This is a genomic window from Loktanella sp. PT4BL, from assembly GCF_003201935.1.
Classification (GTDB): Bacteria; Pseudomonadota; Alphaproteobacteria; order Rhodobacterales; family Rhodobacteraceae; genus Yoonia.
Window position 1 is genome coordinate 343,440 of the sequence record NZ_QJJL01000003.1, and the last position, 12,837, is coordinate 356,276.

Genomic DNA, 12,837 nt, shown 5'->3' on the forward strand with positions numbered 1-12,837 from the left:
TCATTGCCCCAGCCTGTCAAGCAGATCGGGCACATGGACCTGATCCGACTTATAGTTTCCGGTCAGCACGTGCATGATCACATTCACCCCGAACCGCAGCGCAATTTCGCGCTGGCGCTCGCCCGACATGCCACGCCCGACGGGGAACATGCGGCGTCCGTTGTCGTCAACAGCCCAAGCCCGCGCCCAGTCATTGCCGCCAATGATGACGGGCGTCACACCATCATTGAGATTGCGGAACGGCATTCCCTCGATTTGCTCGGCGTTGATGGGGGCGGCCTCAACCCAGACATCGCGGCTGGCGTAGCGCCCTGGGAAATCCTGCAGCAGATAGAAGGTGCGCGTCAGTACGTGATCAGGCGGGATCCGTTCGATGGCGGGAATGTCCAGCGAGCGGGCAATCGCCTGCAGCTTTTGTCCTTCGGGAGAACCCGAGCCGAAGCGCGCACTATCACTGTCGCGCGTGTCGAACATGATCATGCCACCGGTGCGCAGATAGCGGTTCAGTTTCGCATAGGCCTCGCGGCTCGGCAGCGGTTGGTCGGCGGTTACGGGCCAGTAGAGGAAGGGAAAAAACGCGAGTTCATCGGTTTCGATATTCACGCCAATCGGAGCGGCAGGCTCGATCGAGGTGCGCCGGAAAAGTGTTTGTGACAGACCCAAAAGCCCCGCTTCGGCGATTTCATCTGTTTCTGCGTCGCCGGTAACGACATGCGCCAAGACCACCTCGGATGTGGCGCGCAGGGCAAAGTCATCTGCCGATTGCGCCTGCGCATCCGGTGCCCACATCAAGAGGAGCGCAAGGGCAGCGGCGACATCGGCGCGCGGACCGCGCAAGCGCCCGCCAACAGCAAGCGAGGCAATGACGTCAATCAGCAACAGCATGACCGCCGCACTCAGCAGCCAACCTTTGAGCGCAGTTTCACGGACAATCTGCATACCTTCAACCGCAATGCGGGCGGGCCATTGCGCCACATTCAGGACGGTTTCGGTGTCGATCACATTGACCGCAATTTGACGGTCAGCACCTGTATAAAGACCGGGCAGCAGGTCTGGCCCCGGCACGCGCCCTGCCAGCACTTCACCGGCCACACCCGGCAAGGCGCTACCATCCTCCAGCCGCCCATAGGCATCCATCACTTCGTTTGGCAGCCAGGTGGTGCCTGCCAGTTCCGTTTCATCGGGGTTCGTGGGGCGTGTCGAGACCGCGAGCCGTTCCAGCATCTGCACAAAAAGCCCCGACAGCGGCAGTGTCGACCATTCCGCATTTGCGGTGACATGGACCAGAACGATCTGTCCCTCACCCACAAGGTTGCGTGTTACCAAAGGGGTGCCATCCGATAGCTGCGCGATCACGCGGTCGGCCAGTGTCGGGTCGGGCTGGGCCATCACCTGAGAGGTGACAGTGACGTCATCGGGAATGGGCAGTCCGAAAAACGGGCTTTCCGTCGAAAACGGCGCCAAAGTCTTGGGTTCGCCCCAGCTCATCGCGCCGCCGACAGACCGCCCGCCCGAACGCAGGCGCACAGGCAAGAGCGGATCAATCTGGTTGCGCCCCTGATCCGACGCGGCCAGCCGCGGTCCGGCAAAGCGCAGCAACATGCCGCCGTTTTCAACCCACTCAAGGACCGTCTCGCCTTCGCTGCCTGCAAGGCTTGCCACATCGGCAAGGATGATGACATCGGGGTTGGCCAGCAGGATATCCGAAAGCGTGCCGTCGATGATATCGGCCGTGGGTTCAAGCGCCTCGCGCAGATAATAGAGCGGCGACAACAGTTCGAGCCCCTCACGCTCGTCGCGCCCTGCAATCAGTGCGACCTCGCGCCGCTTCAGCGCATCATCCGTCAGGCTGACGGCACCGGCAGAGCGGGTGCCTGTGACCTCAAACCGGGTGATCCGGTTGCGCAGTTCGGGCGGCAGCACCATGACTGTCTCCGCCACAGGCTCTCCCGCGTTGAAGCCCAATGGGACTGTGACCAGCTGGCGCTCAACACCGGCAGGGTCCAGCCCGACTGCGGTAATTGATGTCTCAAGCGGGTTTCCTATTGGCGTGCGGGTTGCGGACACAATGACCTCTCCGTTTTCAAAGCGGGCGGGACGCAGGCCGATTGTCTGGCGGGGTGTTTGGAATACTGTCACCGACCCGCGGGTTTCCAGCTCTGCCAAAAGATCGCTCCGCCCGTCCCAGTCCAGCCCGTCCGAAATCCAGTATGTCTCGAACGAACCGTCGTTCTGCGCAAACCACGCCGCAGCATCCCGGGGTTGCCACGGCTGCGGCAGGATATTGGGCAGGCGGTTGCGCCACTCGCTCGGGGCGGCAAAGGGAACATCGCCCACAGGAAGGTCGTTGAGATTGATCACCGCTGTGCGCCTGTCGGCCAGGGCGGCTTCGACAAGCAGTGTTTCCACGCGGTCAATCCGGCTTTGCCAGTTATTCGCACCCGCCCAAGAACCATCAAGCAGGATCACCAGATCACCGGTGCCTTCGCGGGCGTTCTGCGGATTGAGCACCGGACCGGCAAAACCGATGATCGCCGCCGCGACCGCCAAGACGCGCAACAACAACAGCCACCACGGGGTGCGGTCGGTCTGGTTTTCGTCGTCGGTAAGACCCAACAGCAGAGCCACGCCGGGAAAGCGCCGCCTGATGGGGGCTGGCGGCACGGTGCGCAGCAGGATCCACAGGATCGGCAGGGCAATAAGCCCCAACAGCAACCAAGGTGCCGCAAACCCTATGGATCCGATCGACCACATCAGGTGTTACGCTCCAAGGCGCCGTAAAGCCACAAGAGCGCGTTTGTTGCACTCTCGCCGGTGTGGTGCGTCTGGAACCGCCACCCCGTGATACGGGCCAGTTGCTGCAAGCGGTCTTTGCGCTCGGCCAGCCTGTCCAGATAGCGGGACCTCAAATCGCCGGCTTTGAGCGTTTCATGGCGTAATGCGCCCGACATGCTTTCAAAGATGGTGCGGCCGTCGAACGGAAACGCCTCTTCCTGCGGGTCCAGCACCTGCAAGAGCGCGCCACCGACACCGCGGTCTGCGGCACGCAGAAGGGCCTCTTCTATGGGTTTGATGTCACCCAGAAAGTCGCTGACAAAGAGGGCGCGCGAGTGGGGCAGCATGCCTTGCGCTTCAGGTGCGCCATAATCGGTCTCTTCTTCGCGGGACAAAAGCTCTGCCATCTGCATCAGTTGTGCTTCGCCCCGACGCGGCGGAAGGCGCAGACCGGTCAGACCAACACGTTCGCCACCACGGATCAGCAAGATCGCGCAGGCCAGACCCAGGGTGCGCGCGCGTGCAGCCTTGGTCGGCAGATTGTCATCCGAGCGAAATGACATGGATGCCGCCTGATCGACCCAGAGGATAATCGACTGGGCAATCTGCCATTCCTTGTCTTGCACGAAATTAGCGTCCGAACGGGCCGAACGCCGCCAGTCGATACTGCGCGCCTCATCATGGGCCTGTGCGGGCCGGTACTGCCAGAATGTGTCCCCTGTGCCCGCGCGACGGCGTCCGTGATCCCCCAAAAGCACAGTCGAAGCAAGGTGCTCCGCCTCCGCAAGAAGCGGGGGCAGCGGGGCGGCAAGCGCCTCGGCCTGTGATCTGAGGGTCAAAGGGGTGGTCATGCGGCAGAGGCCACCGATGTAATCTGGTCCGCAACACTATTGATGACGTGATGGATGCTTTCGCCCCGCGCACGCGCAGCAAAAGAAAGCGCCATCCGATGTTCAAGAACAGGGACCGCCATGGCGCGCACGTCTTCGGCGGACGGCGCAAGGCGGCCTTCCAGAAGCGCCTGCGCGCGGACTGTGAGCATCAGCGCCTGTGCGGCACGCGGGCCGGGACCCCAGCTCACATTCTGGCGGATGATATCGGGGGCATTTTCATCCTGCGGACGGCAGGCACGCACCAGATCAAGGATCATTTCAACGATATTATCACCCACAGGCATCCGGCGGAGTAGCTTTTGCGCATCCAGCAATTCCTGGGCAGTGAACACGGCCTCGGATTTTGCATCTTCAACGCCTGTCGTCGCGATCAGGATGTCTTTTTCCGTGGAGCGGTCGGGGTAGGGCACATCGATTTGCACCAAGAAGCGGTCAAGCTGGGCTTCGGGGAGGGGATAGGTGCCTTCCTGCTCGATCGGGTTTTGCGTGGCCAGCACGTGGAACGGCACACCCAAAGGCCGGTGCTCGCCCGCGATGGTCACTTCTTTTTCCTGCATCGCCTGCAGAAGGGCAGATTGCGTGCGTGGTGAGGCGCGGTTGATCTCGTCGGCCATCAGCAACTGACAGAAGATCGGGCCTTCAATAAAGCGAAAGCTGCGTGATCCGTCATTGGCCGTCTCAAGCACTTCCGAGCCCAAGATATCCGCAGGCATCAGATCGGGTGTAAACTGGATCCGGTTGCCATCCAGCCCCATCACCGTTGAAAGTGTATCAACAAGGCGTGTTTTGCCCAGGCCAGGCAGGCCGATCAGCACGGCGTGGCCGCCACAGATCAGTGCGGTCAATGTCAGGTCTACGACACGGGGCTGGCCGATAAAGCGCGCCGAAATGCTGGTGCGGGCTTGCGCCAGCTTTTCACCCAGGTTTTCGATCTGGGTGACGAGATCGGACTCTACGGCCATGACTTTCCTCCGGTTGAACTATAGTCTTCATGAGAACAGATAATCCCATCACACCCAATGGCAAAAATAATGACCACACAAAAGATTGTGACTCCCTCCGCAGAGAGCCTAGCAAGTAGCGCACGTGCTGTCCAAAAAGGCGGTTTGCCACCGGTTCATCTTTGGAATCCGCCCCATTGCGGCGATATCGACATGCGGATCGCCCGTGATGGAACGTGGTTTTACATGGGAACGCCCATTGGCCGACACGAACTTGTGAGGCTGTTTTCAACGATTCTGCGCCGCGATGGCGATGATTACGTTCTGGTGACCCCCGTTGAGAAAGTGGGGATCACTGTCGATGACGCGCCATTTGTCGCGGTCGATTTCAACCGGCGTGGCGATGGTCTGGAATTTGAAACCAATGTGGGCGACCGGATGATCGCCGGACCAGAGCATCCGATCCGCGTGGTCCGTGATCCCGAAACGGGCGAGCCTTCACCGTATGTGCTGGTGCGTGCCAACCTTGAGGCGCTGATTGACCGCAAGTCATTCTACCGTTTGGTGGATATCGGTGAACATGCCGCGCATGAAGGGCAAGAATGGTTCGGTGTGACGTCGCAGGGCATGTTCTTTCCCATCATTCCGTCAGCGGAATTGAAGTAAACTAGAACGGCCCGCTTTCGGCCCACAAAAACAGGAACAGCCCCCAAAGGACGCCTGCGACAACCATTGCCGCGCCGATCCAGGCAACCATGTTCCAGTCGTTTGTGATGCCCCATCCGGTGAGCGCGCCGCCGCCGCCAATCAGAATGAGAGGCATCAAGAGCGTCACAAGAAAGCTGATCAAACGTCTCATTCCGGTCTTCCCATCGGAGGTTTCCACAGAGAGTATAGATGCTCTTTGTTTACCTTGCAAAATATGATGAATTTCCGTCATCTGCCGGAAAAGCCCGCGAACAGCCTAAGGGACATTCAATGCCGAAATTCTGTGCCAACCTGACGTGGCTTTTTACAGAACTGGATTTTCCGGATCGGTTCGCGGCCGCGAAAGAGGCGGGTTTTGACGCAGTCGAGGTGCTGTTTCCCTATGATGTGAATGCGCAAGACATCGTGGATGCGCTGCGCAGGTATGATTTGCAGATGGCGCTGATCAATTGCCCGCCCCCCAATTACACTGGCGGTCCGCAAGGATTTGCAGCCATCCCCGGATTGGAAGAGCGGTTCAAAAAGGACTTTGGCCGCGCGTTGCGTTATGCGCAAACGCTGGGGGCGAGGCATTTGCATATCATGGCAGGCGTAGCCGAAGGGGCGGCGGCAAAAGAGACCTTCATCAATAACCTGCGCTGGGCGGCGGCCGAGGCACCTGCGCAAAGCCTGACGATTGAGCCCATCAACAATGACACGATGCCGGGCTATTACTTGAATGACTTTGATCTTGGCCGCGAGATTGTCACAACGATTGATGCGCCGAACCTGAGACTGCAATTCGACACATTCCATGCCGCCAGGATCACCGGTGATGTCTTGGGCACATGGTACGCGATGCGCGATATCACTGCCCATGTGCAGGTGGCCCAGATGCCGGATCGCGGTGAGCCGGATCAGGGCGAGATTGATTATCCCGCCTTCTTCGCGCTGCTGGATGCCCAGGGCTATGCAGGTTGGGTTTCGGGCGAATACAAGCCGCGCCAGACGACCGAGGAAGGTCTAGGGTGGCTTGTGGGGGCGTAATTTTCCACCCTCCTGAAAACCTGCTGACACAACGCTGTCAGCAGGGGTATGTTCAAAGATGTCCATCAACCGCAATCAAGGAGATGAGACATGACAAAGCGGACAATTATGGCTTGGGGCGAAATTCCGGTCACTGACATGGAAAAGGCAGTCGCTTTCTACAACGAGGTCTTTGGGTATCAGATGGAAATCGACCATTCCGGTCCGAACCCCATTGCTGTGTTAGGTAGTTTCGAGGACAGCGCAGGCGCGCATCTTTATCCCGGGATACCGGCCGCAGACGGGGGCAATACCATCCATATCGCCATTCAAGGCGCGCTCGAAGACGGGATTGCCCGTTGTACAAACGCCGGTGGAGAGATTGTCAGCCCGCCCATTACGATCCCCGCTGGGCGCTTTGCCTATGCCAAAGACCTTGACGGCAATTCCATCGGTCTGTTCGAGGCCGCGCAATAAATGCGCCGCGCCGACCGCCTTTTCCAGATATTGCAGTATCTGCGTGGCGGTCGGCTGACAACGGCGGCGCAACTGGCCGAAAAGCTCGAAGTGACGCCGCGCACGATTTATCGCGATGTGGCATATTTGATCGGCTCCGGCGTGCCCATCGAAGGTGAAGCCGGGGTCGGCTATCTGATGCGTGACGGATATGATCTGCCGCCTTTGATGTTCACGCAGGATGAGATCATAGCACTGGTATCGGGTGCACGTATCTTGCAAAGCTGGGGCGGGACAAAAATGGCAGAAGCCGCGCAAGAGGCCTTAATCAAGATTGATGCGGTTCTGCCCGAGACTGCGCGCAGACAGGTTGGTCAGGTCAACGTACATGTCCTGGATGGTGCGGACCAGCGCGGTCAGTGGCGGGATTATCTGGACCGGTTCGAAGCCGCCTCAGAGGCGCATATCCGGTTGCAGATGAACTACAGCGATGAGGCCGGCAAGCAGACCACAAGGACCGTGCGTCCGTTGGGCGTGTGGTTCTGGGGCAAGGTCTGGACTGCTGTGTGCTGGTGCGAATTGCGTGAAGGGTTTCGCATGTTTCGTCTGGACCGTATTTCAGCCTTGCAGGAACTGGACCGGTTTCGGCCTGAAAAGCACCAGACCCTGCGCGCGTTTTACGAGAGCGAAGCCTATCGCCACTGATCGCACAGGATTGTTAGTGGCGGTTTCCGACAGATGCATTAGCTACCTAAGCACTGGTTTGAAGGGTTTGGTATCGTGATGAAACGGCGGGAATTTCTGGCGGGTGGCCTCGCAAGCTTGGCAACACCCATGCTGGCGCAATCGAATGTCTGGGCACCCGTTCTGGACGCGGGGCGTGCGCTTGACCAGTTTCACGCCGTCATGATCCAGCAATCCGGCCAGACTGTTCTGCGTGAGCGGTTTCGCGGCCCGGGGCTCGAGCGGGCCGTGCCGATCAAATCGGTGTCGAAGACCATTGTCGCGGCCTTGACTGGTGCGGCACTGGATCGCGGTGAATTGCCCGGCATTAACGCGACGCTGGGCGATGTCGCCCCCGGCTTGATCCCGCGCGGCGCTGACCCGCGTGTGGCAGACATCACCGTTGAAAATCTGGTGACGATGCAGGCGGGATTGGAGCGTACCTCGGGGCAGAACTATGGTGGCTGGGTAAACAGCCGCAACTGGGTCGCAAATGCGCTGGCCCGCCCTTTCGTGGCCGAACCCGGCGCACGCATGCTTTATTCGACCGGTTCGTTTCACATTCTGGGTGCCGTGCTGTCAGAGGTCTCGGGCCAGTCGCTCTTGTCGCTGGCACGGCAGCGGTTGGGCGAGCCTTTGGGCATTGATATCCCCGCTTGGACGCGCGACCCGCAAGGCCGGTATCTGGGGGGCAATGAAATGGCCCTCACGCTGGAAGCGATGGTCCGTTTCGGCGAGATGTACCGGCTGAACGGCCAATACGCTGGCGCGCAGGTACTCAGCTCCGATTGGGTGGCGCGGTCGATGCAGCGGCGTACACAATCGCTCTTTTCGGGGCTGGATTACGGGTATGGCTGGTTCTTGGGAGCCGGTGCTGGCGTCGACTATGCGCTGGCGCGGGGCTATGGTGGGCAGATTATCTGTGTGGCCCCGCAGGTCGCGCTGACCTTGGCGATTACCTCTGATCCGATGCGGCCTGCCCGCAGTGGTGGATATTTCGGAGATCTGCAACGCCTGATCGAGCAGCAAGTCCTGCCGCTTGCGCTGGCGCAGATGGGGTGATGGCGTAAGGTGGATCAGGATCCACCTTACCTTTTATTCAGCGCGCGACAGGCTTTCCGCCAAACGCATCAATTGCACGGCCTCGGTGCGATAGCCAAAAGTATCCTCGCCGCGGTTGGCCGCAGCAAGTGTGATCGCATCCGCGTAGCCCCAATCGCCCAAATGGTCGTCACCGCGCAAAAGCTGTCCGAAACCTGCAATCGCAGCCGCAAAATTCGCCTCTGTCCCTGGTGCACCATTTCCGGTGATTGGCGTTTTAAGCAATTGGCTCACATCCTCGCCGGGTGCTTTGTAGCGCAGTTTCAAAAATCCGAGCTCGTCTGACGTCTCAGCCACCGTGCTCGGGGCATAGCGCAGTGGATCACTTAATTGTGCCGGGCTACCGACGGGTGTAACCTCGTAGATCGCGGTGACAGCATGGCCTGCCCCTAACTCACCTGCATCAACCGCATCATTATTGAACTCCTCACGCCTAAGCCCGCGCGTTTCATAGCCGATCAGCCGGTATTCCGCGATTTGGGCGGGGTTGAACTCAACCTGGACTTTGACATCGCCTGCGATGGGAAACAGCGCGCCCGAAAGCTGGTCCACAAGCACCTTTTGCGCCTCGGAAAGCGTATCGATATAAGCAGCCGTTCCGTTCCCGTTCTGGGCAAGCGCCTGCATTGTCGCATCATCCAGATTACCACGGCCAAAACCCAGCACGCTGAGATAAGTGCCTGTTTCCCGACGATCCGCGATGAAATCTTTCAGCGCGTCCGGATTGTCGATGCCGACATTGAAATCGCCATCAGTTGCAAGGATGATGCGGCTAACTTCACCAGCCTCTGCCATAGTGTCCGCGACCGCATAGGCCTGTTCCAAGCCGCCTTGCCCGTTGGTTGCCCCCCCCGCTCCGAGCGATTGGAGCGCTTGCAAGATCGTGGTGCGTTCGGATGCGTTGGTGGGCGCCAGCACCTGACCTGCGCTGCCTGCATATTCCACGATGGCGACCTGATCTTGCGGGCGCAATTGGTCAAGCATCAGGCGGAACGATTGCTTCAGCAGCGGCAGTTTTGCCGGATCATCCATCGAGCCGGATGTGTCGATAAGAAACACCAGGTTCAAAGGAGGCCGCGCGGTCATCTCGGGCGACCGCCCTTGCAGAGCGATATGCACGAGCTGCGTGTTTGCATTCCACGGCGTCTGGAATGTCGTCACGGTCGGACGGAAGGGCGCTTCGCCTGCGTCGGGTGTCGGATAATCATAAGGGAAGTAATTGATCATCTCTTCAATGCGCACGGCTTCGCGCGGCGGCAGTTCACCACGTGACAGGGACGACCTGACAAGTGCGTAGCTGGCGGTATCAACGTCAATCGAGAATGTCGAAACCGGCTCTTCGGCGGTGATTTTGAGCGGGCTTGCTGCAATGTTGGCAAAGCTCTCGGTCGACGGGGCGGGAGAAACCATGGCATCGTCCGCCTGCGGCGGTGGTGCCACAACAACGCGTTCCGGAGCCAGTCGAGGCATTGCCTGTTCATCATTCAACGTAGGGGCCACACGCGATGTTTGCATGGTTGTTGCCGCCATGGCCTGACCTTGAGTCATGCCTTCTGCAATTTCGGCTGCTTGCTGTTGCAAGATATCTGCGTCCGCTGTGACTTGTGGCAGTGACTTGGCGGTGACGCGCGACCGATCTGCCGTATTGAGGTTGGGGGTCAAATCAACGGCAGGTGCCGTCGCAATATCCTGGGGCTGCGATGCAAATGTGTCCTCTCGTGGTGCTGCAACCGTAGCTGACCCGGACACGGCCTCCGGCGGCACGATCGCACGATTGAACTCGGTCACCGTAATTTGCGGGGATGATGGTGGTCGCAGCAGGTCCTGGCCTTGCGGTGTCATGATCAGAAAACCGCATGCGACAAGGGCGGTGGTGGCAGTCAGGCCGCCTTTGGTGGTTATGGTGCTCAGCATTGTCTTCACTCCTGTCCAAAGGCCCTTCGGCCCGGTTACAGCAGTGGGACGCGCGGCCTGCGCTGATCCTTGGAGGTCTGCAAAGTTTTTCTGCGCCAGCGCGATATTTTCCGCACGGCGCGCTAAATCAGGACGCGGTGTCGCCGCATCCATCATCGCTTTGAGGTCATTCAGGTCATCGGTCATACAATGTCCTCCTGTTCTTTCATGGCACGCAGGGCTTTCTTTGCTTCCGAGATGCGCCAGCTGACCGTCCCTTCCGGGACTTGCAGCACCTCTGCCGCCTGCGCGTGGGTCATGTCGTCAAGCACAAGTGCGAGCGTGTCGCGCAGGTCGTCGGAGAGCGCATTCATCGCAGCAGTCAGCCAATCCAGTTTGTCGGTCGTATCTGCCATGGCAGCGGTGCGGTTCACTTCCCAGTCCCCCCAGCCGGTTGTCGCTTTGGCATAGGTCGCGCGCTTGCGTCGCCGGTCGTGGGCGGCGTTGACGGCGACGCGGTAAAGCCAGGTGGTGACCTTGGCGCGCCGCCCGTAGCTGGCGAGTTTTGCGGGCAGTGCGGCGCAGATGTCCTGGGTCAGGTCCTCGGCCTCTGTGCGTGATCCGGTCAGCCGGAAACAAAATGCAAAGAGACGATCATAATGACGATCAAGCAGGCTTGCAAAAGCGGCCCCGTCACCGGCGGCAGCTGCATCAGCAAGGTCCTCGTCGCTTGTCATCATACGCATCACGGTGGTTTGACGCGCGTGGATCGTCAATCCTTGGCGGGGATTGTCGTTTTATTAAAAATGAGGGGTTTTGCGTAAGGTGGATCAAGATCCACCTTACATTCCGGCTCACACACCGGTGCAAATATACTTCAGCTCGAGATAGTCCTCGATCCCGTGGTGCGATCCCTCGCGCCCCAGCCCTGACTGTTTCACGCCACCAAAGGGTGCCACCTCGGTCGAGATGATGCCGGTGTTCACACCCACAATCCCGTACTCCAGCGCTTCGGCCACTTTGGTCACGCGGCTGAGGTCCTTGGCGTAGAAATACGAAGCAAGGCCAAAGATCGTGTCATTAGCCAGCGCGATTACATCATCCTCGTCCTCGAATTTGAAAAGCGGGGCGAAAGGGCCGAAGGTTTCGTCTGTGCTGACCAACATCTCTTTGGTCGCGTTGGTGACAATCGTGGGCTCAAAAAATTGCCCGCCCAGATCATGCGGTTTGCCGCCGGTCAGGATTTCAGCACCTTTCGAGAGCGCATCCGCGAGGTGTTCCTGGACCTTGGTGACAGCCTTGGGTTCGATCAGGGGGCCCAGTGTCGTGCCCTCGGCCATGCCGTCGCCGACGCGCAGCGCTTCGACGGCGGTTTTGAACTTGGCGGCGAAAGCATCATAGACGCCTGCCTGCACGTAGATGCGGTTGGCACAAACGCAGGTCTGGCCGTTGTTGCGGAATTTACACGCGATGGCCCCTTCGACAGCCGCGTCAAGATCGGCGTCATCAAAGACAATGAAAGGCGCGTTGCCACCCAGTTCCATCGAGCATTTCATAACCTGATCGGCCGCTTGCGCCAATAGGATCCGGCCCACTTGTGTTGATCCGGTGAAGGTCAGTTTGCGCACCGCGGGGATGTCGCAGAACGCTTTGCCGATGGCGGGGGCATCGGTGGAGGTGATGACCGAGAACAACCCGTCCGGCACGCCCGCCTCTTGCGCCAGTTTCGCCATGGCGAGCGCGGAAAGCGGCGTCAGTTCCGATGGTTTGATCACGAAAGCGCAGCCCGCAGCGAGGGCAGGGGCCACTTTGCGCGCGATCATCGCGTTGGGGAAGTTCCAAGGGGTGATCCCGGCGGCCACGCCGATGGGCTGTTTGATGACGGTGATGCGCTTGTCCGCCATGTGTCCGGGGATTGTTTCGCCGTAAACGCGCTTGGCCTCTTCTGCGAACCATTCCACGAAAGACGCGCCATAGGCGACTTCGCCGCGTGCCTCGGCCAGCGGTTTGCCTTGTTCGGCGGTCATGATGATGGCGAGGTCTTCCTGATGCTTCATCATCAGATCAAACCACTTGCGCAACACGTTCGCGCGTTCTTTGGCCGCACGTGCAGCCCAAGGCTTGCGTGCGGCATCGGCTGCTGCGACCGCTTTTTCCACCTCTGCGACCGACAGGTCAGGCACTTTTGCAATCACGTCGCCGCGCGCAGGATTGATGACGTCAAAGGTCTTGCCGTCCGCTGCTTGCACCCATTCACCTGCGACAAGCGTGTCTTCGCAAAGCAGATCAGGACGTGACAACATGGATTTCAGGTTCGTCATTTCGTCAAGCATGGTGGCCTC

The 12,837-nt window shown here is 59.6% G+C and carries 12 protein-coding genes; 5 read left to right on the forward strand and 7 right to left on the reverse strand.

The window, feature by feature from the left end:
- The 3 genes from C7964_RS11455 to C7964_RS11465 are packed head-to-tail and all read right to left on the reverse strand — an operon-like array spanning nt 1 to nt 4,630.
- Nucleotides 1–2,754: a DUF4159 domain-containing protein gene (locus C7964_RS11455; protein WP_110279796.1), complete on the reverse strand. Its 2,754-nt coding sequence runs from the start codon at nt 2,752–2,754 to the stop codon at nt 1–3.
- Nucleotides 2,754–3,626, reverse strand: a complete 873-nt coding sequence (locus C7964_RS11460; protein WP_110279797.1) for a DUF58 domain-containing protein — start codon at nt 3,624–3,626, stop codon at nt 2,754–2,756. The genes C7964_RS11455 and C7964_RS11460 overlap by 1 nt, the downstream gene beginning before the upstream one ends.
- Nucleotides 3,623–4,630 carry an AAA family ATPase gene (locus C7964_RS11465; RefSeq protein WP_110279798.1) on the reverse strand — a complete coding sequence of 336 codons (1,008 nt, stop codon included), beginning with the start codon at nt 4,628–4,630 and terminating at the stop codon, nt 3,623–3,625. Before C7964_RS11465 ends, C7964_RS11460 begins: the two co-directional genes overlap by 4 nt.
- 69 nt (nt 4,631–4,699) lie before the next feature.
- Between C7964_RS11465 and C7964_RS11470 the strand changes: the two genes are divergently transcribed.
- Nucleotides 4,700–5,275 carry a DUF1285 domain-containing protein gene (locus C7964_RS11470; RefSeq protein WP_110279799.1) on the forward strand — a complete coding sequence of 192 codons (576 nt, stop codon included), beginning with the start codon at nt 4,700–4,702 and terminating at the stop codon, nt 5,273–5,275.
- Between the two features lies 1 nt (nt 5,276).
- Here C7964_RS11470 and C7964_RS11475 read toward each other — a convergent pair whose 3' ends face one another.
- Entirely contained in the window at nt 5,277–5,468 is a 192-nt protein-coding gene (locus C7964_RS11475; RefSeq protein WP_110279800.1) for a hypothetical protein, read from the reverse strand.
- A gap of 119 nt (nt 5,469–5,587) precedes the next feature.
- On the opposite strand from C7964_RS11475, the gene C7964_RS11480 reads away from it, so the two are divergent.
- From C7964_RS11480 to C7964_RS11495, 4 genes are all read left to right on the forward strand, one after another.
- On the forward strand, nt 5,588–6,343 hold the full coding sequence (locus C7964_RS11480) for a hydroxypyruvate isomerase family protein (RefSeq protein ID WP_181417165.1): 756 nt from the start codon (nt 5,588–5,590) through the stop codon (nt 6,341–6,343).
- Between the two features lie 90 nt (nt 6,344–6,433).
- Nucleotides 6,434–6,799: a VOC family protein gene (locus C7964_RS11485; protein ID WP_286163911.1), complete on the forward strand. Its 366-nt coding sequence runs from the start codon at nt 6,434–6,436 to the stop codon at nt 6,797–6,799.
- Entirely contained in the window at nt 6,800–7,483 is a 684-nt protein-coding gene (locus tag C7964_RS11490) for a helix-turn-helix transcriptional regulator (protein WP_110279802.1), read from the forward strand.
- A 78-nt stretch (nt 7,484–7,561) separates the two neighbouring features.
- On the forward strand, nt 7,562–8,563 hold the full coding sequence (locus tag C7964_RS11495; RefSeq protein ID WP_181417188.1) for a serine hydrolase domain-containing protein: 1,002 nt from the start codon (nt 7,562–7,564) through the stop codon (nt 8,561–8,563).
- Between the two features lie 33 nt (nt 8,564–8,596).
- Here the strand turns inward: C7964_RS11495 and C7964_RS11500 are convergent, their stop codons facing one another.
- From C7964_RS11500 to C7964_RS11510, 3 genes are all read right to left on the reverse strand, one after another.
- Nucleotides 8,597–10,702 carry a vWA domain-containing protein gene (locus C7964_RS11500; RefSeq protein ID WP_110279804.1) on the reverse strand — a complete coding sequence of 702 codons (2,106 nt, stop codon included), beginning with the start codon at nt 10,700–10,702 and terminating at the stop codon, nt 8,597–8,599.
- On the reverse strand, nt 10,699–11,235 hold the full coding sequence (locus C7964_RS11505; protein WP_181417189.1) for an RNA polymerase sigma factor: 537 nt from the start codon (nt 11,233–11,235) through the stop codon (nt 10,699–10,701). Before C7964_RS11505 ends, C7964_RS11500 begins: the two co-directional genes overlap by 4 nt.
- A 114-nt stretch (nt 11,236–11,349) precedes the next feature.
- On the reverse strand, nt 11,350–12,828 hold the full coding sequence (locus C7964_RS11510) for an NAD-dependent succinate-semialdehyde dehydrogenase (RefSeq protein ID WP_110279805.1): 1,479 nt from the start codon (nt 12,826–12,828) through the stop codon (nt 11,350–11,352).
- Nucleotides 12,829–12,837 lie beyond the last annotated feature (9 nt).